Raw genomic sequence first — 22,341 nt, forward strand, 5'->3', positions numbered from 1 at the left:
TTTCAAATCTTTTTTAAAACTATTTTCTGGGTTTGTTTCGCAATCATTTCTTTATAATACTCTCTTATGGTTGCATATTGTTCTGTGGTTACAATAGGAACGTTAATCTGATGGGTAATGAGGAGCTGCAGCATGTTTTCGTTAAATGCAATATTGTATTTAAAAGTTCCCAAATCATCTTCCATAACCAACCCTTTGGCCTCAGGAATAGTTTCTAATGTAAATCCGTCGGGGATTCTAATGTTAATGTTGTATTTTTCTGCGAAAGGAAAACCAAAATCTATCGGATATTCTCTTTTTTCCTGCTTGAAAGGATTTGTAGTATTCGCAAAAAACAGCATGGGGTTAAGGTAAATTTTATCTCCGATCAATTCGCATAAATCTGCGCCGGAAAAAGAAAAACTTTCGACAGGAGCAAGCAAAACGTCATTTAAGTTGGATTGAGCGTAATCTGTAATTTCAATTTTACCCAGTTGCTCTTCAAGAGTTATTAGATAGGTTTCTTGTTTATCTTTTTCAAATTTATTTCTAAAAGCCAATGCATTGTATTCTGTAAACTGATGCCTTACTTTTCCGTTTATCTGTCCGTTTGCTTCAATGGTATAATCAACAGAAAAATTCTCTGCCGATGTTTTTTTCGGTGCTAAATCTATATTTTCAGAAGTCCCGTCTTTACGAACTAATCTTCCAAACCAATTTAATGCTCTTAACGGAAGCACGTTCGGAGCCGAATATTTGTCTGTTGCATCCAAAAGTATCATTTCATCACCGTTTTCAACAGCGGTAATTACATAATTAAAGGCAGATAGATTTGGAAAAAAAGCAATTCCGTTAGAGCGAGTACTTATTAAAACAGGATTTGCCGTTAATCCTGCATAACGCAGCATGGCGGTGAGCATTAAATTAATATCGGCACAATTTCCCAATTTTTCTTTATACGCTTTTCGAACACCTCTTATGCAGGAATACCCCACATAGTCATCCCACTTAACCGTTGCCTTTACGTATTCTAATATTGCTGTAATTTTTGCATTCGGATTGTTTTTTCCTTCAATTATTTTTTTCAGGTCTTCTTCAAAATATCCTGTTTTATTAAGTTCTGGTCCAAACTTTTCAAAATCATAAATTGTCTTTGTAACACTTACCCAATCAGTCGAAAATGTTTTGTAAAGCTGTCCTGGAACAGCAACACTTTCTAGTTCAAATGAAATACTGCTTCTGTAGTTATTGATATTATTAACAAAGGCCTCTTCTTTCATCGCCGGAAGATTCTGAAAAGAATAACTGGTCTCTGTCGCACTGTAGCCGTAAGTATTGGCTACTTTAGAAATCATCTTAGGTGTATACAGTCCTTTGATATTTTTTTTGAACACATACGGATCTGGTATAATGGTTTTAACTTCAGAATAATTTACTGGAATATTTTCTTGAAAATTCCAATTGTACAAACCCAAAAAACCACCCCATTCTTTATATTCATATTCAACAATAGAACCTTCTTTTACATTTGGAAATGTAATTTTTTTAATCCAGAAATTGGTATTTGTTTTCTCGACAAACTCACTCTCAGAAGTCAGTTTTGTTTTAACAACTTTACCGTCTTCTAGATTGTAAGTAAAGGCTTTTACAATCGCTACAGTATTTGATTTTCCTGCCGGACAATAGATTTGAATGTTGGATAAATTATACCCTTCTGTTTTATAAATTTTTATCCTTTTATGAGTAACTATTTCTGTACTTCCATTCATTTTAAGATTAACTTTTACTGTACTCAGTAAAACAGCGCCGACAGCAGCCGAATCTTTAGGATGGGCTTTTTCTTCGAGCGCTGCAATAGTGATCGTACTAAATGCCAGATCTTGTGCGCTGCTTTTTAGTAGTGTAAAAAAAAGAAAAACAAATAGAAATAGATTACGCATTTATGCTAGATTTTTTTCAGAACAATTTTTTCTGTTTGTTTAGCAACAAGCCCTTTGTAATATTCTTTAAGCATTTCATATTGTTCTGTAGAAATAATAGCCTCATTAATCTGATTGGCTACAGTTAATTGTAACACATTATCATTAAATGCAACATTAAATTTAAAGCTCCCCACATTATCTTCCATGTTTATTGCAGATGGTGCTGGCAAAGTTTCTACCGTAAAACCATCTGGAATTTTTATTGTTACATTAAATTTATCCAAAAACGGAAAACCAAAGTCTACCGGATATTCTCTCACTTCCTGTTTAAATGGATTTTTTTCGTTAGCAAAAAACAATAGTGGATTAATATAAATTTTACCTCCTATTACCTCGCACAAATCGTTTCCAGCAAAAGAATATGTTTCAATTGTAGGCAGTAAAACATCTTTTTCGTTAATACGCGAATAATCGCTGATTTCGATTTTACGATTTTTATTTTCTAATTTCTCTAAATACTCTTCTTCTTTTACGCCGTCAACAGTATTTCTTGTTTTAAAAGCATTATAATCGGTACATTGTCTTCTAATTTTCCCTGTTATCTTACCCTCTGGCGCAATATCGTAACTCATAAAAACGATATCATTTGAATTTTTTTTCGGAATTAAATCGACATCTTCAGAAGTTCCGTCTTTTCTAATTAATCTTCCGTGCCAGTTCAAAGTTCGTATCGGCAGAATATTTGGAGCCGAAAACTTATCTGAGGCATCCAATAAAACTTTTCCATTAGAAGTTTCTACTGCCGCAATTACATAATTAAAAGCTGTTCTGTTCGGAAAAATTGATATACCATTAGAACGTGTACTTACTAAAACTGGATTAGCTTCTAAACCAGAATATCGCAGCATGGCAGTAAGCATCAAATTAATGTCGCCGATATTCCCACTTCCTTCTTTGTATGCTTTTCTTACGCCTTTCTCAGTAGAATACCCCATATAGTCATTCCACTTTACTTTTGATTTTGCAAAATTTAAAATAATCAGTATTTTTTCTTCGGCTGTTTTAGCATTGGCAATTAAAGGTTTCAAATCATCTTCAAAATAACCTGTTTTATTCAATTCTGGACCAAAACTGTCAAAATCGTAAATAGTTTTGGCTACAGATTCCCAATCGTGCGAAAGGACTTTAACCGGTGCACTTGGATATTTTATCATCGATAATTCCTGCTCCAGACTAGATCTGTAATTATTAATATTATTTACAAAATCTTCTTCTTTCATTGCCGGAATATTCTCTAGCAGATAGGTTGTTTTTGTTTCTAGATAATCTACTTTAGAAGTTGAAAAAGAAGTCTGAACTACATGTCCGTCTGTACGTTCTTTTTCTGTATAAATCATGCTTTTCTGGTTTTTCTCTACCGCTATTTTCGGAAAAATATAACCTTTCTGTCTTATATTAAAAACATAATATTCTGGCACAAAGGTTGAAAACTGAGAATAATTTACTGGAATTTCTTCTTGAAACTCCCAATCCGGCATCCAGGCAATATTTTTGGTGCGAACACTATATTTGTATTCTAAAACAGAACCTTCTTTAACATTTGGAAATGTGATTTTTTTTCGCCCGCGGTACTTATTGACTACTTCTTCAAAAAAACCGTCACTTTTTACCTTTATTTTTTCTATTTTTCCGTTTACAAGATTATAAGTATAGGCATCAGAAAAACTCACCACTTCTCTGCTATTTCCATCTAGATAATAACTTACCTGCTGGTTTGCGTATTCTGAACCGTCTTTTTTATAGATTTTTATTCTTGTTTCTACGTCTGTAACGAGAACAAAGCCATCGGTTTCATTATACTCAATTTTCGAGTTTCCTCTTTTGTACAAAATAGCTGCAGTTGCAGCAGAATCTTTTGGATGTGCCTTCTGTTCTAATTCAGCAACAGATACTTTTCCTAATTTAAGTTCTTGACCGTTTACAAAAGTCGCAAGCAGTAAAAAGAGTGTACTGCTAAATAGTTTAACGATTTTCATTACTATTGGTTTTGGTTAGTTTTGATTTATTATTGGGTTGTTTTTTAATTTTTAGTTAGAATGATTTTGGCATTATCATTTCTGGAAACCTGCTCCATAAAAAGGCGGTATTCGTCGTATTCTTTATTTGAATATTTTCCTTTATTGAGAAACATCGATCTTTTGTAAAGCAGTTTATTATTGTCTTTTTTAATGATTTCGGTTTTGTATTCTCCAAACTTCCCTTTCAATTCATAATTAGAAGGAATAAATTCAATGTTAAAACCAGTTGGCAGATTAATCTCAATTTCGTCAGTATCGAAATAACCTCTTTGAATTTCAAACGGATTTTTTCTGTTTCGAATGCGTTTTACACTGCCATCTGTCTGATTAAAAGAATTGACTACAAAAATCATTTTGTTCCCAGAAACTGCTCCGTAACTTGTCGCGCTCAACTGAACATCTTCTGTAAAACGAATGTTTTCTTTATCGTTGTTCAGGCTGATTTTTTCTAATTTTAAATTGTTGATGTTTTCCCAGTGATTTTTATAATGCTTTTCTTTTTCTGTAGGCTGCAAATGTTCTACCCTCGTTCTTTGGCTATATTGTGATCCTTCTGAAACAATAGACAGCGCTCCTGAGAAATTACCATTTTCGTCAATAGAATAAGATCCTTTATCTTTTTGTATATTTCCTATGTCCTCATAAATTTTGGTTCTGACAATCTGCCCTCCTTCTGGTTTTACGACCAAAACATTGCGGTCATCGGTAAAAGTTCCCTGATATCCAAATGGGTCATCCTGACTGGTGCATTCGAGCCAGACATAATCATTTCCGCTTGGAATGGCCAATATCATATGATTTCCCTGCATAGAAACAAAATCAGATTCGATACTGGATTTATTATAGGGATCACCATACAAAATAGTGTTATACGAAGGCACATCTACAGCTTCCAAAAGCGCTTTAGTATAATTGCTTAAAGCTTTACAGTCGCCGTAACCTAACCTGTCTACATCTGACGCCAGCATGGGTTTCCAGCCTCCGATTCCTACCTGAATGCTGACATATCTGGATTTTTTCTGTACAAAATCATAAATAATTTTTGCTTTTTTTATCGGATCTTTTTCATTTCCTACCAGCGCTTTTATTTTAGTTTTTGTTTCTTCTGGCAGTTCAGTAGTTCCGTTTAAGATGTTATCACTGTACCATTTTCCAAATGCTTCCCAAGTAGCAGCGTTCCCATCAACACCTTCAAGATGAAATTTCTCCAATCCCATCATTACCCTTGGAAACAGATCACTAGACGAGGGACTGTAATCTTCTCTTTTTTGTGCTGCAATATTGACTGCTGTGTAACTAAGCTTAGTATCTGTCTCTTCTTGTTTTTTTATATTATAACCTGAAAACTGGAATTCCTTTTTTTTGAACCCCAAATTATTTGGAAAAGTGACATTCAAAACACTTTTTTCAACACTTGCATAATAACCGCTTAAAAAAGCCCACTGCGGAATAAAAGCGGTATTAGAAGTTTCGACTTCACACGTATAAACAATGGTAAAAGGATAAGTAACTGGAGTGTAGTCCAGAAAAACGACACGGCTGTCTGAGAAAAGCGTACTGCCGCTTACAGCGCTTTGATCTCTAAAATCTTTGCGCTTAATCTTTTTGATTTCGCCGCCCAAACTATTATAAACAACTGCCTCTATATTTTTAATCGAAGTTTTTTTGTCATAATGCTGATATGCTTCTATATGATTAAGTCCTTTTTCGTTTAAAACAGTTACGACTCTTTGGGATTTCATATTCATGCTTCGCTGCGAAACGATAACGATGTCCATCTGATCCAGACGCACTACAGCATTGGCATTTTCTTTTAAACTATCGGCAATGGTTAATATAGAATATTCTGCTTTCTGGGCGTAAGAAAATAACGTAAATAGTAAAAAAATAAACGTGTAATAAAGGCTTTTCATTAGTAAGTAATTTCGTCAAATATATATTATTTTCAGAAATTCTTAACAAATGTTTAATTTATTTTTACTCTTTATTTTTACTGTCTATTAGTATTGTTACAGGACCGTCATTTAAGAGACTGACTTTCATATCGGCACCAAAAATTCCGGTTTGTACTTTCTTTTGAAATTCTTTTTCCAGAGTTTTTACAAAGTTCTCATACATCGGAATTGCAAACTCTGGTTTTGAAGCTTTTATGTAAGAAGGACGGTTTCCTTTTTTAGTAGAAGCATGAAGTGTAAATTGAGAAACGACAATAATATCGCCATCAACATCTTGAACCGAGCAGTTCATGACATCATTTTCATCACCAAAAATTCTCATTTTAATAATTTTTCCTGCAAGCCAGTCAACATCTTCCTGAGTATCCTCATCTTCAATTCCAACTAAAATCAATAAGCCTTTTTGAATTTCGGCAGTGATTTTTTCATCTACTGTTACAGAAGCTTGAGAAACTCTTTGGATAACTACTTTCATTTTGTTGACATGTGGTTTTAAGCCACAGATTAAAGGATTATTTGGATTTTATTTATGAATGTTAGCTGCATGGCAATGTAGCTCTACAAGTGCAAATTGGCGATTATCTGGGATTTGAAATTTAAAAGAAATGGAATTTATTATTTCTTACTTTCTCGTTTCATCACTCGCGGCCCTATCTTCTCCATAAGTGTCTGTACGATAATGTTCGTCATCGCCCTCTAGGATTTTAAGATAGCTGTTGTATCGAGACCAAGCGATCTCGTCTTTTTCTAAAGCTGCTTTTATAGCACAATGCGGTTCTTCTTTGTGTAAACAGTTGTTAAACTTACATTGATATTTCAGCTTGAAAAATTCTGGAAAATACCCGCTTATTTCTGTAGGTTCCATATCTACAATTCCGAAACCTTTTATTCCCGGCGTATCAATAATTCGGGCATCAAAAGACAAATCATACATTTCAGCAAAAGTCGTAGTATGCTGCCCCTGCTTGCTTTGTTCTGAAATGACAGAGGTTTTTAAATGTAAACTTGGCTCCATGGCATTTACCAAAGTTGATTTCCCAACTCCAGAATGTCCCGAAAACATACTTACTTTTCCCACCATCATTTCTTTTAATTTGTCAACACCCTTATTTTCTGTTGAAGAAATGCGAAGACATTTATATCCAATTTCCTGATAAATGTGCTGCAGATAAAGCTGATCGTCTAAAGTTTGTTCTGTTAAAGTATCTATTTTATTAAAAACAAGAACCGCCTCAATTCCGTATGCTTCTGCAGTAACCAGAAAACGATCTATAAAACTGGTAGTCGTTGGCGGATTATCAATCGTAATCAGTAAAAAAACCTGATCGATATTCGAAGCAATAATGTGAATCTGTTTGGATAAGTTAACCGATTTACGAACGATGTAGTTTTTTCTTTCGTGAATTTTATGAATCGTTCCCGTTAAGGTATCGGAAGTTTCTTCGAGTTCATAATCGACAATATCGCCCACAGCAATTGGGTTGGTACTTTTGATACCTTTCATTCTGAATTTCCCTTTCATACGGCATTCTATAAAATCGCCTTTTTCAGATTTTACGGTGTACCAGCTTCCTGTAGATTTATAAACGAGTCCTGTCATTCTTTAATTTTAGATTGCAGCTTTTAGATTTCTGATTGTTTTGAAATCTAAAAAATAAAAGGCAAAATTACGTTTTTAGAATTGAACAACGCAACTTCGCCTTTTAAATTTGAAAGACATCTTATTTATTTAAAGCCATTACCAAACGATTTCGGCTAAAACTTCATTTTCTTTTATTTTTCCAAGCTGAATTGTTTTTAAAGTTTTAGTCACTTTTCCTGCTTTGGTAGTATAAATTTCTATCATAATCGTCGCAGGACCGTTTTCTGTTAATTGCGTTTCGCCAAAATAATTGGTTTTAATTAAATATTTCCCTTTGATTGCATTACGAATCAAATATTGCTCTGGGCCATAACCCTGTGTAAAGTCTTTTGAGAATCTTGCGCCTGCCTCAGTACTGGTATGACTATAGTAACATTCTTCTCCGTTTGGTTCAACTACATGAAGATCTAAATCTACATCCATTTGATTCCAATTCATGAGAATTCTAATATCAACTGGCATTTTATCCAAATATTTTTTATCTAATTTTCCTGTTTTCAAACCTGAATGTTGTGTAATCATTCGGTTCAAATCCATTAGAATAATATCTTCAACACCCTCATATTGCCCACGCATTTCTCCGTAATAATTCACTTCTAAGGCTTTAATCAATTCATCAAAAGCTTCCTGATATTTTCCAGCATCTTCAAGAGTCAAAGCATAATCACGTAAACTCTGCGGTTCGTGCGATCTCCATTTTACCACTTGTTTTGCAGTATAGACCGCATCATCATAATCTTTCCATTCGCGCAAAGTATAGGTCAATGTTTTATAAAGCTGATGATTTTCTAATCCTAAATCTGCAATATTACTGATAACCTGCAATGCTTTTTTGATATCGCCCTGATTGTAGAAAAAATGCGCAACATCAAAATAAAAACTCGGATTTCTTTCCTGTGCCTTTCTTAATTCAAAATACAAATCGTATTGTTTTTCTTTTGGCGCTGCTGCTAAAGCTTTTAAATATAATCGGTCTGGGTTCCAAGATTTTGTTGTTGTCACACTCTTATTACCCGCTTTCTTTTTTGTAGTTATTATGATAACTCCATCTGCTCCCCTGCTTCCATAAATAGCTGTTGCAGCTGCATCTTTCAAAACATCAACAGAATCGATATCTTCTTTTACATCTGTTAATTCCCCCTCATAAATCTGACCGTCTACTATAATTAAAGGCTTTTTTGAATCTCCTGATAGATAACCTCTAACAGTCTGACTTTGTTTATCTCCATCACGATATACTGGCACGCCTTCTGTTTTTCCTTCTAACTTTTGCGACATATTATTTGTTAGCCCCGAAACAACCTTTTTTTGAATCTCATATCCAGCTGCCTCAACTTCATCATTTTTTGAAGTATCTATAATTTCACTACCCACTTTTTTATCTTTCAACTCCACAATTTTTGGCGCATCTTCAATAACTTCTTGCGATTTTGCAACAACTGGTGTAACAAATTTAACCTGATCAACTTTTGCGGGAGGAGGAGAAGCTTGTGTATTATAAACAGCATTATCCTCAGCTATAACTTCATTAACTGGCCCTGATCCAACAGGTTCATCAATAGTTAAAACAGCATCTGGATCTCCCTTTATTGTTTCCCTTGCATTGCGTTTCTTGTATTTGGATCTTGGAATAACTTTCGGAGCCACATATTTTATATCTTCTTTCCACCAAGAATTTAAAGCTGTAAAATAACCGTCTACATTTTCCCAGTTACTTTTTTGTTTTGCGCTATTTCTATCTTGCTCCTGCTTTTTAATTCTGTCAAATTCTGTGCGTAATTCAGCCGGAGGAATAATATCATACATGATATAATCTTGAAGATTTTCCAAGACAATCAGAGACGTATTTTTGGTAATGATTCCATATTTCTTTCCTAAAGTTTCAATTTCCTGAGCATTTTTCTCGTATTGCAATTCAAGATTGGCGATCTTTTTCTGAGCCCAAAGCTTTTCGACATTAACTTCATTTGTACTTTGAACAGCGGCATCTAACGTTATTTTTCTTTCTAAAACAGCATCATCGCCATTTCCGAACAGCAGCGTAATTTCATTTTTCGGATTTAGTGAAATTCCAGCAAAACTAAAACTTCCAGAAACTGGAGTTCCTTCCATCGGAAATAAATCGGTAATCAACAGATTTTCTTTTATTCCTAAAAACTTTAGATTCGTATTTGTCAATTTACCCAAAGCATTTTCTGTACTCAATTGATTCAAATTGATGAAATTGCCGCCCGTTTGCGAAGCCGTATAATTTAAAAAAGCAAAATCTGCAGAAACGCAAGATGAAATCGTAAATACTGGTTTTTTCGTTTTAGGAAATGAATTTTCGCTCAAAGAAGACAAACCATCCGTAGAAAACAAATACTGATCGTGATTTGCAAAAGTTAACTGCGAATAACGAGTTCCTCCATCGTATTTTGTATTTTCTAAAACCGTTTTTAATTCACTCCAATTTCCATTCGAAATCACAAACTCTTTTTGCTTTTCAAAAATGTAATTTAAAAAGTACAACGTCACTTTGGTGTTTTGTATTTTTTGAAAATAAGCCTCCAATAAATCCAATTCTTTTTTCAGATCACGAGTCTGGCAGCTTAATGAATTATCCCAAATTAAACCAATTGAAGACGGAATTTTTCTTGCTTTTGTATTGCCTTCAATAAAAACATTTCCATAAAAATAATATTGACCACCAGCATCCTGAGTCAAAACACTTGGCGCATTGTTTTGTATTGGAACTTCAAAAACTATTTTTTCTGTCGGCTGATAATTTTCTTTTTCGAAAGAAGCATTAAAGGATTGATCCCATTTTGAAAAGGAAATTCTGGACGATTTTTCGATAATTTTTGGTGAAGTTGAAGCGCCAAGAACAGAAATTTTCACTGAAAATTTATCCAATTTCTTAGGATAACGACTTACCAACTGGTAAGCCAGATTATTTTTGTCTGAAGCCGTAAGTTCTTCTTCATACCCAATTATCACAATTCGTTCTCCGTTTGGCATTAAAGGATAAATTCGGGTTTTAAAATTATTCCCGTCTACTTTTTCCAGCAATCCTGGATCAACTCTACGATGTTCAATGGCTTCAAAAACTTGTTTCCCTTTATTTTTATTTACAGGAACCGCTTCTCTCATTTTTCCATTAATGTCAATGGCATATCTTGAAACCGAAACATTCTCGGGCAATGGAAAAATCAATTCTGCTTCCATCTGGCGGTTTCCCGAATTAAAAAAATGCATTTCGGCAGTTGTGTAAGCGATATTGCCAACCACTTTCACATTTACAAGCAGCTGGCTCATTCTGACTTTTTCAGCTTCTTCACCTTTGACTGACATTTCTGGACTCTGCGCAAAAGTTTTGGTTCCGAAAAACAGCAGAACATAAAATAATAATTTCAAATGGGCTTGAAATTTTTCTGGCTTAAACATTTTTGATTTCATGACTCGAAAGTTAAGGTTCTATAATCATATAGAGAATCAAAAATATAAAAAGGTTGGCAGCCGTGAAAAAAAAATTAAATCATACAAGTGATATAAGAAAATATTAGCTGAAGATTGAAGCAGTAAGTCAGAGAATATAGAAGTTTAGAACAAAAAATCTCCAAAACTTTAAATTAATAAAGCAATGGAGATTCTTAAAAAACAATATAATTTTAATATTATGATATAAGAAAACCCAAGATCAGCGTTTTATAGAAACTTAAATTATCTTATATCACTTATATGGTTCAGCAAAAATTATGCGTTGAAAATTTTCTCTTGGTGACCAATACTTTCTTGGTGGATTGCTTTGAACATTCTCAAAACAAACTCTTCAGTAAGACCTTTTTTCTCACCTTCCAAGATCATTTTTCCTAAGATTTCGTTCCAACGGTTGTTTTGAAGAATCGCTACGTTTGCATCTTTTTTCACCTGACCAATTTCGTCAGCTACTTTCATACGTTTTCCTAAAAGTTCTAATAAGTTAGCGTCTAGAACGTCGATGTTAGCTCTTAATTTTGTCATTTTTGAACTGTACTCATCTGTAGTATCATCCGTTTTTCTGATCGTCAAATCTTTAATGATTTGTTTCAAAGAATCTGGTGTAACTTGCTGTGCAGCATCAGACCAAGCATTGTCTGGATCGTAGTGCGTTTCGATAATCATACCATCGTAATTCAAATCTAAAGCCTCTTGAGTTACTTCAAAAATCATTTTACGATCTCCTGTTATGTGAGATGGGTCGATGATTAATGGTAAATCAGGGAATTTATTTTGCAATTCGATAGCAATCTGCCATTCTGGAATGTTTCTGTATTTTGTTTTTTCGTAAGTAGAGAAACCTCTGTGAATAACTCCTAATTTCTCAATTCCAGCCATGTGTAAACGCTCAACACCACCTAACCATAAAGCTAAATCAGGGTTTACTGGGTTTTTAACCAAAACGATTTTATCAGTTCCTTTTAAAGTATCAGCAATTTCCTGAACTGCGAAAGGGTTTGCAGTTGTACGGGCACCCACCCATAATACATCGATATCATGTTCTAAAGCCAGTTTACAGTGTGCTGCAGTTGCCACTTCAGTACCCATTAATAAACCAGTTTCAGCTTTTGCTTTTTGTAACCATTTTAAACCAATTTCTCCAACACCTTCAAATCCTCCCGGACGCGTTCTTGGTTTCCAGATTCCTGCTCTGAATACACTAACTTTTGAATCTTTTAATTCGTGAGCAATTTTCAATACTTGATCTTCCGTTTCTGCACTACAAGGTCCAGCTATCACAAGTGGGTGATTTAAATTGAAATCTTCTAACCACTTTCTCATTTCTTTCTTATTTTCCATCTTAATTCTAATTTACTTTTTAGTTGTTGTTAATCCGTTTAGTATTTCTTTTATTTTATTTGTGCTTTCCATTTCTTCAAAAATGGCATTGTAATTTTCGTCTTTCAACAAATCCCTAAACCGACTGAGATTTGCAATATATTCTTCTAATGTTTCCAGAACGTGTTCTTGATTTTGTTTGAAAATTGGTGTCCACATTGCCGGCGAACTTTTTGCCAGACGCACCGTACTTTCAAATCCACTTCCCGCCATGTCAAAAATATCCTGTTCGTCTTTTTCCTTATTCATCACTGTTTTCCCGAGCATAAACGAACTAATATGCGACAAATGCGAAACGTAAGCAATGTGTTTATCGTGCGAAGTCGGATCCATATATCGAATTCTCATTCCGATTGAAGAGAAAAGATTCAAAGCTTTTTCCTGCAGTTTAAAAGCCGTTTTTTCTACTTCGCAGATTATATTCGTTTTCCCTTGAAACAATCCTCTTATCGCTGCCGAAGGTCCCGAAAACTCTGTTCCTGCAATTGGATGTGTCGCGATAAAATTTCTTCTCTTCGGATGACCGGCTACTGCTTCGCAAATCGGTTTTTTAGTCGATCCAACTTCAAAAACAATTGTTTTATCTCCAACCGAATCCAGAACTTTAGGCAAAACCGTCAGCGCTACATCTACCGGAACCGAAACAATTACAAAATCGGCACCCGACAAATCTTCCATTTTCCCTGCTTCGTCGATAACCCCTAATTCAATTGCCTGCTGCAAATGTTTTTCGTTATTATCGATGCCCAGAATAGTTGCTTCAGGATAACGGCCCTTGATGTCTAACACCATTGAACCTCCTATTAATCCTATTCCTATTACGTATACTTTCATAATTCTTTTTATTTGAAGCTAATCCTGCTATCCGCTGTATCTTTTGTGGTCTCGTTAAAGAAACGAGACCACAAAAGGATGCCGCTTCTATCAGGGCTAGGGCTTCTCGTTCTTTCAAGACTTTTTATCTTTTCTGTCACCCTGAGCTAAGTCGAAGTGCTTTTCTAACTAGAGCGGGCTTCGATTTCGCTCAGCCTGACAATCTAAAATCTAAAATCTGATATCTACAATTACTAAAATCGATCTATCGCTTCTTGTACTTTTTCTTCTTTTACACACAACGAGAATCTAATATAACCTTCACCATTGCTTCCGAAGATTGTTCCCGGTGTGATGAAAATATGTTTCTCGTATAATATTTCGTCAATGAACTTTTCTGATGATTCAATTCCTTCTGGAAGTTTTGCCCAGACAAAAAGCCCAACTCCTTCTTTATAAACTTTACAGCCTAATTTTTCTGCTAATTTTTCGGTTAGTTCTCTACGGCGTCTGTAAATTTTATTTTGGTCTTCGAACCAATATTTATCACAATTTAGCGCTGCAACTGCACCTTTTTGGATTCCGTAAAACATACCGCTGTCCATGTTGCTTTTTACTTTAAGAACGGCATCGATAATTTCAGGATTTCCTAAAACCATTCCGACTCTCCAGCCTGCCATGTTGAACGTTTTACTAAGTGAATTCAATTCTAAAGCCACATCTTTTGCACCTTCAACCTGCAATAAACTCATTGGATTATCATTCAAAACAAAACTATACGGATTGTCGTTGATCAATAAGATGTTGTGTTTTTTAGCAAAAGCAACCAATTTTTCAAATAACGCTAAACTTCCTCTTGCTCCAGTCGGCATGTGCGGATAACCCAGCCACATAATTTTTACTTTCTCCAGCTCTAATTTTTCTAAAGCTTCAAAATCCGGTTCCCAGCCATTTTCTTCTTTCAAATCATAATAAACCGGAACTGCCTGAACCAAATTGGTTACCGAAGTATAAGTTGGATACCCTGGATTCGGAATCAAAACGTGATCGCCTTCATTTAAAAAAGCCATCGAAATGTGCATAATTCCTTCTTTTGAACCCATCAAAGGCAAAATCTCATTATTCGGATTTAATTCAACACCAAACTGATTCTGATAAAAATCGGCCATCCCCTTTCTCAATTCCGGCAATCCCTGATAGCTTTGATAGCCATGTCCGTTTTCGTCCTGAATTGCAGAAGCCACCGCTTCAATAACTGCTTTCGACGGACTCAAATCAGGGCTTCCAATTCCCATATTGATGATCGATTTTCCCTCAGACATCAGCTGTCTCACTTCTCTCAATTTTGAGGAGAAGTAGTATTCTTCAACTGTGTCTAATCTTTTTGCTGTTGTAATCATTTTTTATTTGTTCTCTTTTTCAGTTTCTTTTTTTGTCTCGCGGGCTTCGACTCCGCTCAGCCTGACAATTGGAATTTCAAATCTTCCAAGTTGGAATTTGGAATTTCAAAAATTGGAATTTTCCTTTTACAAAGGTTTCGTATCTCTATACTCACCCAGCACTTTAAAATATTCTGCCATTATATTTAATAAGGCTTTTGCTTTTGCATAATCTTCGTATTTCTCAAATGTCACATCTACGAAAAATGAATATTTCCAAGGTGTTTCGATTTTTGGAAGCGACTGAATTTTTGTTAAATTCAGTTTGCAGTCGCTCATAACATTTAAAACTGCCGCTAAACTTCCTCTTTTATGATCCAATTCAAATTTGACAGATGCTCTGTTGATTTCGCTCTCTGGCAGAAATGAATTTTGTTTTTTGATGATTACAAAACGTGTCATATTATTTTTGATCGTCTGAATCGATGGTGCAATAATATCCAAATCGTACATTTCAGCTGCTGTTTCGCTTGCAATTGCCGCAATTCCTGTCAGCTGTTTTTCCTGAATTCTTCTTGCCGTTTCTGCCGTATCTTTGTCCTCAACCAATTTGATATTTGGATATTGCTTCAAGAAATCCATACACTGCAAAAGTGCCATTGGGTGCGAATGAACCTCTCTGATATCTTCAATTTTCTGACCTTTTAATGCCATTAAATTCTGTTGAATATTTAAATAATGCTCTCCAATAATGTGCAGATTGTTCTTGTCAATCAAAGCATAATTCGGGATAATCGGACCTGCAATCGAATTTTCAATCGCCATTACAGCCTGATCAGATTTTCCGGCAATAAGGCTGTCGATCAATTCTTCAAAAGACAAACATTCATCAATAGCCACGTTTTCAGCAAAATACTCTTTTACAACCTGATGATGAAATGATCCTTTAATACCTTGTATTGCAATTTTCGTTGTCATATAGTCAAAAAAAAATCCTGATTTGCATCAGGATTGTATATTAGTTTTATTTGTCTTAAAATTTTTCTCAAATAACCATAGCACAATCCTGACTTCTACTAAAGAAGAAATAAAAATTGCTGCTAAAATAAAAACGGTTACTTGCCATTTTGTTTGTCTTATTGTTTAAATTCTCTGCGAATGTATAAATTATTTTTACCCCTCCAAAAAAAATATTGCATTTTATGAAACAAAAAAGGAATTCTTAACAAATTTAGCAGGTTTTGTATGATAATGTAAAAATATCGGCTTGAAATGAGATATTTACAATGGGTTTTTCGGAGATGATAAAGATACTGGGGTACTAAGGCGCTAAGTTTTTTTTACCTCTCTAGCCTTTTAGACCAGTTTTTCGGAGAGCGAGAAGTATGAAAAACTCCAATCACAACAATTTCATCTTTCCCTACCAAGTAATGAATTCCATAAGGAAATCTGGAAATAAAATGTATTCTTATCTTTTTATACTTCTTTTGAAATAAATCTGGATTTCGTAAAACAGCATCAATTCCGGCTTCCAGACAGAGTTCAAAATCATAAGAAAGTCCAATTCTTTGTTGTTCATACCACATAACAACATCTTCAATATCAAATAAAGCTTCTTTTACAAAACGAATTTTGTACATTATCTAACCGATTTTAGATGTGCTTTAACCTCATCCCAAGAATACAATTCAGCTTTCCCTTCTTCCAAATTCTGAATTCGAATATCCAATTCTCTTTTAACATCATCAGAAATTTCTAAATCCTCTTTAGAAACGCTATCCCACAGCTGCTCTGCTAAAACAATTTTTTCAGCATTACTATATCTCGATAAATTTTTAATATCCATCTTATTCGTATTATTATCAATGTACAAATTTAAACAAATTAAATTACGTTATAACTTATTCAAAACAATCCCGAAACCGGCGCGTTCCTAATCCCAATTTTAGAATAATCAAAGTTCATTTTTTCTTTTAATAAAGAGGCATAGACACTCCTAAAATCAATTTCATATTTTAAATCTCCATTATCTAAGTCTGCAAGATTGGGATTTTTACCTAAAATCGTTCCTTTATTATTTCCTCCAATAATAAACATTGGCGCCGCAGTCCCGTGATCCGTACCGTTTCCGTTGTCTTTTACGCGACGTCCAAATTCTGAAAAAACCACTATTGTTACATTTTGCAGTAGATTAGCCTGTTTTAAATCTTTATAGAAACTAAAAACCGAATCATTTAGGTCGGTCAATTTCCTTTCATGAATCGCAAGCTGATTGTCATGTGTATCAAAACCATTTAACGAAGTATAATATACTTTTGAATTTAAATTTCCTTTAATCAAACGAGCAATCCATTCCAAGTTTTTAGAAAGTTCCGTTTTTGCATAACTGCTTTCCGATTTAGATTTCGATAAAGCTTTCTGGATTTCATCAGAACCTTCAGTAACCGAATTGGCAATTTTTCGAACAAAATCCAATTGCGGATTATCCGATAATTTTAATTCTTCCATTCCCGCTTTTACTTTAAATCGATTCGGATCTTTTACAGTAATTGAATTCGGTTCTATTCCTTTCAAAGCCAGATTATCAATCGAATCTAAGTTAACACCTGCCGTTGGCTGATGTCCCTTGCATTGCAAATCCAGATAACGCCCCAGCCATCCTTCATTTACATATTTATTAGAATCAACAGCAGTCTGCCAAATTTCCTGGCTTCTAAAATGGGACCGCACTGGTTCTGGATAACCAACATTCTGAATAACGGTTAAATCTCCATTTTGCTGTATTTGCGCAAAGTCTTTCAGCGACGGATGAAACGCCATGCCTCGGTTTTTACCAATCACCAAATCTTTATTCAAAGCAATTTTTGTTCGTAAATCATAATACAAAGGATCGTCGTACGGAATAAAAGTATTCAACCCATCATTACCACCATTTAATTGTACAAAAACGACACGTTGCTCACCGACAATTAAATTTTGCTGCGTTCCAAAAGCGTGTAGAAAATCTGGCAGTACAAGCATTCCGCCGGTAAAAGTTCCTGTTAGAGTTAAAAAAGTTCTTCTGTTCATGATTTCAAACTTTTAGATTAATTGATATTCGGGCAGTTTGGTGATATAATTGAATAACCGAATTACAGCCGCATCTGCATTGGATTCTTTAGGATCAAAATCGTATTTCAAAAGGTTTTCCATATCTTTTTGAATAGCCTCATTTGTTTTAAAAAGCAAGCGATCTGACAATTCAGAAATAATTGTTTTATTGTTTCCGCTGTCATCAAATTGAACCTCAACTTTAACTTTATTAATTTCAAGTACTGGTTTTTCAGGATCTGAATTCATTTTATTTAGAAATTTCCCCGTAATCGTTCGTCCTTTACACAATAAATCAGATGTATTATTTCGCTGCAAATAAATCTGAGAAGTCAGCCACGAATTGCCGCCGTCCCAGCCTTTCACATTGATTTGATTGTACAAATCCATTCCCTGTTGTTTCAAGAAATACTGCACCATTCCATTGTCAAAATCCTGCATGTGCAGTTCATTTGTTAACTGCAGAATATAAACAAGCGGATTTTTAATTTTGCTTCCAGCATTTTCTTTAGCATATTCTTCTGTAAAAATCTTGGTCAGCAAAGGCTCGATTTCAAACTTTACTTTTCTGAAATAATCGCCATAATACGTCACTAATTTTTCTGAAGGAGCATCATATACAAACCATTTTAGAATTTTTCGTGTAATTAAATACGGAATGTTTTTCTGCTCAAAAATAATATCGACTAAATCGTCTGCCTTCCAGTTTCCGGTTTTCCCGAAATAAGTTTTATCGCTGTTGTCTTCTGCATTCTTTCTATAAACTGCTCCGTTATCACCTACATTTAAACCCGCCAAAGCTTTGGCACCGTTCTTAATGTCTTCTTCGGTATAATTTCCAATTCCGATAGTGAATAATTCGAGCAATTCACGGCTTAAGTTTTCGTTGATTTTGCCTTTTTTATTATCGCCATTATCGAGATAGCGCACCATTGCATTCGATTTCAGAATCTGCTTGGTTAAATCTTTAAAATTCCCAAAAGCATTTTCGCGTAAAATCATATTGTGCTGATAAATCCAATAATTGATTTTTACTTTTTGTGAAGTGGAGACGAAATGATTGTGCCAGAAACAAACCATATTTTCACGCAACGGAAATTCGTCATTGCGCATTTTGGCAATCCACCATTTTTTAAGTTCTGTGGCTGCTTGATTTTCTTTTTTCTGAATTTCCTTTTTAGTTTCAGGATCTGAGGTTTTGACTAATTCGCGAACTTGCTTAAGTTCTAAAGCGGTTTTAGGCTGATCTTGCAGAAACGCCGGGAATTCCCTGTCAAATTTTGAATCATAGGAATGTTTTAGAAATTTTTCTAATCCGAGTTTTTCAATTTTATCGGCTTGTTTTCCCGAAAAACCTAATCGTAAAGACCAAAGACTGCTTTTTTTCATAATCTGGAAATTATTACAATAAGACTTCGTTCTCTTTAAAAGGTTTAATTTTTTGAAGAGGCTAAGTCACTGAGGTTCTAAGGTGCTAAGATTTAAAAGTATTTGGTAATAGTTTTAAACGGGGAATTTTTCGGGATATTGTTTATTTAATAGTAAGCATAATGATAATCAACATAACCGGGATTGAAAATACAGGCTATGTTAGAAATTCATCTATAAATTCTCTGTTTTCATTAACATAAACAAAATAAGTAGCCACTCTTTTTTGATTTCTTAAAAGCTCTAATCTGATTTCAATACATGGAGTGGGAATAAAATCATGATCTATTAAAATTGAAATAGATTTTGCAGCCAAATCATCGAATGTAATATTTTCATATTCATCAGGATTTATATTTTGAAAATATTTCACAGCAAGTTTATAAAGTTCTTTTTTCTCTCTAATTGTATTTTCTAATAAATTCATCTTCTCAATTTTATATAATGAAAACGGAATTCAAACCCAGATTAAAGTAAAAACCTCTTTAACAAAGAAAAGTGGGAATCGCTCCAAAAAAAAAAGCAGTCACCAAAAAAATGATAACTGCTTTAAATATATTAAATCTAAATTTTAAAAATCTAAAATCTATCCCGAGGCTTCGGGACTAAAATCTAAAATTATTAAGACCCACACATTTCACAATCCTCAGGATCTGCGGCTTGAGCTTTTAAAAGCATTGCTTTATAATCCTCAACACTGATTTCTTCTGTTGCTGCAACTAATGTTGGTGTCTCTTCTTTTTTATCGTTGTTTAGTGTGAATTTAATCGCATCAACTGCAGATTTTGTTCTTAAGTAATACATTCCTGTTTTTAAACCTGACTGCCAAGCATAGAAGTGCATTGATGTAAGTTTAGAATAGTTTGCATCTTGCATGAACAAGTTCAACGATTGAGATTGGTCAATAAAATAACCTCTTTGGCGCGACATATCGATAATATCTTTCATCGACATTTCCCAAACTGTTTTGTATAATTCTTTTAAGTCTTGCGGAATAATATCAATATTTTGAACCGATCCGTTGTGACGCATGATTTCTTGTTTCAAATCTTCGTTCCACAAACCTCTTTCTACTAAATCGTGAAGTAAATGTTTGTTTACTACAATAAATTCACCAGACAATACACGACGTGTGTAAATGTTAGAAGTATACGGTTCGAATGCTTCGTTGTTTCCTAAAATCTGAGAGGTAGATGCTGTTGGCATTGGCGCAACCAATAACGAGTTACGAACTCCGTGCTCTACAACTTCTTTTCTTAATGAAGCCCAGTCCCAACGACCAGATAATTCTTCATCTTTCATTCCCCACATGTTGTATTGGAATTCTCCTTTTGACATTGGAGAACCTTCAAATGTAGAATACGGTCCTTCTTCTTTCGCCATTTCCATAGAAGCGGTTACAGCAGCAAAGTATAAAGTTTCGAAAATCTCTTGATTTAATTTCTTAGCCTCGTCACTTGTAAAAGGCATACGAAGCATGATAAAAGCATCTGCTAAACCTTGTACCCCTAATCCAACCGGACGGTGACGTAAATTAGAATTTTCTGCTTCTTTTACCGGATAGTAATTTCTGTCGATTACTTTGTTCAAGTTACGAGTTACACGTTTTGTAACATTGTAAAGCGCTTCGTGATCAAATTTTCCGTTTTCGATAAACATTGGCAACGAAATAGAAGCTAAGTTACAAACAGCAATTTCATCTTTAGATGTAAACTCCATAATCTCTGTACACAAGTTTGAAGAACGGATTGTACCTAAATTCTTGTGGTTCGATTTACGGTTTGCTGCATCTTTGTACAACATATAAGGTGTTCCAGTCTCGATTTGAGATTCTAGGATTTTCTCCCATAATTCACGAGCGCGGATTGTTTTTCTTCCTTTTCCTTGAAATTCGTAATCAGTATATAATGCTTCAAATTCTTCTCCGTAAACATCGTAAAGACCTGGACATTCGTTAGGACACATTAAAGTCCATGATGCGTCTTCCTGAACACGTTTCATAAATAAATCTGAAGTCCACATAGCAAAGAATAAATCTCTTGCACGCATTTCTTCTTTCCCGGTATTTTTCTTTAAATCCAAGAAATCAAAAATATCAGCATGCCAGGTCTCGATATAAATCGCAAAACTTCCTTTGCGTTTTCCTCCTCCTTGATCTACATAACGAGCGGTGTCGTTAAACACTCTCAACATCGGAACAATTCCGTTTGAAGTTCCGTTTGTACCACGAATATAAGATCCTGTCGCACGAACGTTATGAATAGAAAGACCAATTCCTCCCGCTGACTGCGAAATTTTTGCTGTTTGTTTTAAGGTATCGTAGATTCCGTCAATACTGTCGTCCTGCATTGCTAATAAGAAACAAGAAGACATTTGCGGTTTTGGAGTTCCGGCATTGAACAATGTTGGCGTTGCATGTGTAAAGAACTTTTTAGACATTAAATCGTAAGTTTCAATTACCGATTTTAAATCGTCTAAGTGAATACCAACCGATACACGCATCAACATGTGCTGCGGACGCTCTACGATTTTTCCGTTTATCTTAAGAAGATAAGAACGCTCTAAGGTTTTAAATCCAAAATAATCGTAATTAAAATCTCGAGTGTAAATAATATGCGAATCTAAGAAAGCTGCGTTTTCCTGAATTACTTTAAATACCTCATCCGAAATTAATGGCGCATCTTGTCCGTTTCTTGGATTTACGTAATTGTACATATCTTTCATCGTTTCTGAGAAAGATTTTTTGGTATTTGAATGTAGGTTCGAAATCGCCACACGTGCTGCCAATTGTGCATAATCTGGATGCGCAATTGTCATAGAAGCCGCCGTTTCTGCTGCAAGATTATCCAATTCAGAAGTAGAAACACCATCATACAATCCTTCGATAACACGCATTGCTACCTTAACAGGATCTACAAGCTCATTCAAGCCGTAACACAATTTTTTAATTCTCTCTGTAATCTTATCAAACATTACGGGCTCTCTGTGGCCATCTCTTTTTACTACATACATAAGCTTACTATTTTTAGTTATTGAAAAAATGAAAGTCACATGGAAAACGAATCCAAGCGCCTAAACATTGCGTGTTTTTAAATTAATTTTAGAGAATTATGACATTCTCAATAGTTACCCTTTTCAAATTTGAAAATCAAATTTAAAAGGGTCAAAAATTGCTATTGAATCTGCGATTTGGGAAAG

The 22,341-nt window shown here is 34.6% G+C and carries 16 protein-coding genes; all 16 read right to left on the minus strand.

Features of this window, described 5'->3' with window-relative positions; all coding sequences use genetic code 11:
- Positions 1-2: 2 nt before the first annotated feature.
- The 16 genes from C4F50_RS19565 to C4F50_RS19640 all read right to left on the minus strand — a co-directional run bounded on the left by C4F50_RS19565 (position 3) and on the right by C4F50_RS19640 (position 22,155).
- The gene (locus tag C4F50_RS19565; RefSeq protein WP_194140338.1) at positions 3-1,919 is read right to left on the minus strand and encodes a transglutaminase family protein; all 1,917 of its coding nucleotides are present in this window, start codon (positions 1,917-1,919) and stop codon (positions 3-5) included.
- 5 nt (positions 1,920-1,924) lie between these two features.
- A complete protein-coding gene (locus C4F50_RS19570) occupies positions 1,925-3,937 on the minus strand; it encodes a DUF3858 domain-containing protein (protein WP_194140339.1) in 2,013 nt (670 codons plus the stop codon).
- 44 nt (positions 3,938-3,981) lie between these two features.
- The gene (locus tag C4F50_RS19575; RefSeq protein ID WP_194140340.1) at positions 3,982-5,892 is read right to left on the minus strand and encodes a DUF3858 domain-containing protein; all 1,911 of its coding nucleotides are present in this window, start codon (positions 5,890-5,892) and stop codon (positions 3,982-3,984) included.
- A 64-nt stretch (positions 5,893-5,956) separates the two neighbouring features.
- Positions 5,957-6,409, minus strand: a complete 453-nt coding sequence (dtd, locus tag C4F50_RS19580) for a D-aminoacyl-tRNA deacylase (protein ID WP_194140341.1) — start codon at positions 6,407-6,409, stop codon at positions 5,957-5,959.
- A 147-nt stretch (positions 6,410-6,556) separates the two neighbouring features.
- Positions 6,557-7,534, minus strand: coding sequence for a ribosome small subunit-dependent GTPase A (gene rsgA / locus C4F50_RS19585; RefSeq protein WP_194140342.1), 978 nt, complete (start codon positions 7,532-7,534; stop codon positions 6,557-6,559).
- Positions 7,535-7,672: 138 nt separating this feature from the next.
- Positions 7,673-11,014: a DUF2135 domain-containing protein gene (locus C4F50_RS19590; RefSeq protein ID WP_228012091.1), complete on the minus strand. Its 3,342-nt coding sequence runs from the start codon at positions 11,012-11,014 to the stop codon at positions 7,673-7,675.
- Between the two features lie 297 nt (positions 11,015-11,311).
- A complete protein-coding gene (locus C4F50_RS19595) occupies positions 11,312-12,394 on the minus strand; it encodes a bifunctional 3-deoxy-7-phosphoheptulonate synthase/chorismate mutase type II (RefSeq protein WP_071635330.1) in 1,083 nt (360 codons plus the stop codon).
- 12 nt (positions 12,395-12,406) lie between these two features.
- Positions 12,407-13,267, minus strand: coding sequence for a prephenate dehydrogenase (locus tag C4F50_RS19600; RefSeq protein WP_194140343.1), 861 nt, complete (start codon positions 13,265-13,267; stop codon positions 12,407-12,409).
- 233 nt (positions 13,268-13,500) lie between these two features.
- Positions 13,501-14,646 carry a pyridoxal phosphate-dependent aminotransferase gene (locus tag C4F50_RS19605; RefSeq protein WP_194140344.1) on the minus strand — a complete coding sequence of 382 codons (1,146 nt, stop codon included), beginning with the start codon at positions 14,644-14,646 and terminating at the stop codon, positions 13,501-13,503.
- 126 nt (positions 14,647-14,772) lie between these two features.
- Entirely contained in the window at positions 14,773-15,603 is an 831-nt protein-coding gene (locus C4F50_RS19610; RefSeq protein ID WP_194140345.1) for a prephenate dehydratase, read from the minus strand.
- Between the two features lie 362 nt (positions 15,604-15,965).
- Entirely contained in the window at positions 15,966-16,265 is a 300-nt protein-coding gene (locus tag C4F50_RS19615) for a type II toxin-antitoxin system RelE/ParE family toxin (protein ID WP_194140346.1), read from the minus strand.
- Positions 16,265-16,471, minus strand: a complete 207-nt coding sequence (locus C4F50_RS19620; protein ID WP_194140347.1) for an addiction module protein — start codon at positions 16,469-16,471, stop codon at positions 16,265-16,267. The genes C4F50_RS19615 and C4F50_RS19620 overlap by 1 nt, the downstream gene beginning before the upstream one ends.
- 59 nt (positions 16,472-16,530) lie before the next feature.
- Positions 16,531-17,694 carry a DUF1501 domain-containing protein gene (locus C4F50_RS19625; RefSeq protein ID WP_194140348.1) on the minus strand — a complete coding sequence of 388 codons (1,164 nt, stop codon included), beginning with the start codon at positions 17,692-17,694 and terminating at the stop codon, positions 16,531-16,533.
- A gap of 12 nt (positions 17,695-17,706) precedes the next feature.
- Positions 17,707-19,104: a DUF1800 domain-containing protein gene (locus C4F50_RS19630; RefSeq protein ID WP_194140349.1), complete on the minus strand. Its 1,398-nt coding sequence runs from the start codon at positions 19,102-19,104 to the stop codon at positions 17,707-17,709.
- A gap of 196 nt (positions 19,105-19,300) precedes the next feature.
- A complete protein-coding gene (locus tag C4F50_RS19635) occupies positions 19,301-19,570 on the minus strand; it encodes a hypothetical protein (protein ID WP_194140350.1) in 270 nt (89 codons plus the stop codon).
- A 194-nt stretch (positions 19,571-19,764) separates the two neighbouring features.
- Positions 19,765-22,155, minus strand: a complete 2,391-nt coding sequence (locus C4F50_RS19640) for a ribonucleoside-diphosphate reductase subunit alpha (protein WP_194140351.1) — start codon at positions 22,153-22,155, stop codon at positions 19,765-19,767.
- Positions 22,156-22,341 lie beyond the last annotated feature (186 nt).

This window comes from Flavobacterium hungaricum, from assembly GCF_015182285.1.
Lineage (GTDB): Bacteria > Bacteroidota > Bacteroidia > Flavobacteriales > Flavobacteriaceae > Flavobacterium > Flavobacterium hungaricum.

Bases quoted from the DNA above. Each gene is read 5' to 3' on its own strand.
- C4F50_RS19565 (WP_194140338.1), bottom strand. From the start codon at position 1,919: ATGCGTAATCTATTTCTATTTGTTTTTCTTTTTTTTACACTACTAAAA.
- C4F50_RS19570 (WP_194140339.1), bottom strand. From the start codon at position 3,937: ATGAAAATCGTTAAACTATTTAGCAGTACACTCTTTTTACTGCTTGCG.
- C4F50_RS19575 (WP_194140340.1), bottom strand. From the start codon at position 5,892: ATGAAAAGCCTTTATTACACGTTTATTTTTTTACTATTTACGTTATTT.
- dtd (WP_194140341.1), bottom strand. From the start codon at position 6,409: ATGAAAGTAGTTATCCAAAGAGTTTCTCAAGCTTCTGTAACAGTAGAT.
- rsgA (WP_194140342.1), bottom strand. From the start codon at position 7,534: ATGACAGGACTCGTTTATAAATCTACAGGAAGCTGGTACACCGTAAAA.
- C4F50_RS19590 (WP_228012091.1), bottom strand. From the start codon at position 11,014: ATGAAATCAAAAATGTTTAAGCCAGAAAAATTTCAAGCCCATTTGAAA.
- C4F50_RS19595 (WP_071635330.1), bottom strand. From the start codon at position 12,394: ATGGAAAATAAGAAAGAAATGAGAAAGTGGTTAGAAGATTTCAATTTA.
- C4F50_RS19600 (WP_194140343.1), bottom strand. From the start codon at position 13,267: ATGAAAGTATACGTAATAGGAATAGGATTAATAGGAGGTTCAATGGTG.
- C4F50_RS19605 (WP_194140344.1), bottom strand. From the start codon at position 14,646: ATGATTACAACAGCAAAAAGATTAGACACAGTTGAAGAATACTACTTC.
- C4F50_RS19610 (WP_194140345.1), bottom strand. From the start codon at position 15,603: ATGACAACGAAAATTGCAATACAAGGTATTAAAGGATCATTTCATCAT.
- C4F50_RS19615 (WP_194140346.1), bottom strand. From the start codon at position 16,265: ATGTACAAAATTCGTTTTGTAAAAGAAGCTTTATTTGATATTGAAGAT.
- C4F50_RS19620 (WP_194140347.1), bottom strand. From the start codon at position 16,471: ATGGATATTAAAAATTTATCGAGATATAGTAATGCTGAAAAAATTGTT.
- C4F50_RS19625 (WP_194140348.1), bottom strand. From the start codon at position 17,694: ATGAACAGAAGAACTTTTTTAACTCTAACAGGAACTTTTACCGGCGGA.
- C4F50_RS19630 (WP_194140349.1), bottom strand. From the start codon at position 19,104: ATGAAAAAAAGCAGTCTTTGGTCTTTACGATTAGGTTTTTCGGGAAAA.
- C4F50_RS19635 (WP_194140350.1), bottom strand. From the start codon at position 19,570: ATGAATTTATTAGAAAATACAATTAGAGAGAAAAAAGAACTTTATAAA.
- C4F50_RS19640 (WP_194140351.1), bottom strand. From the start codon at position 22,155: ATGTATGTAGTAAAAAGAGATGGCCACAGAGAGCCCGTAATGTTTGAT.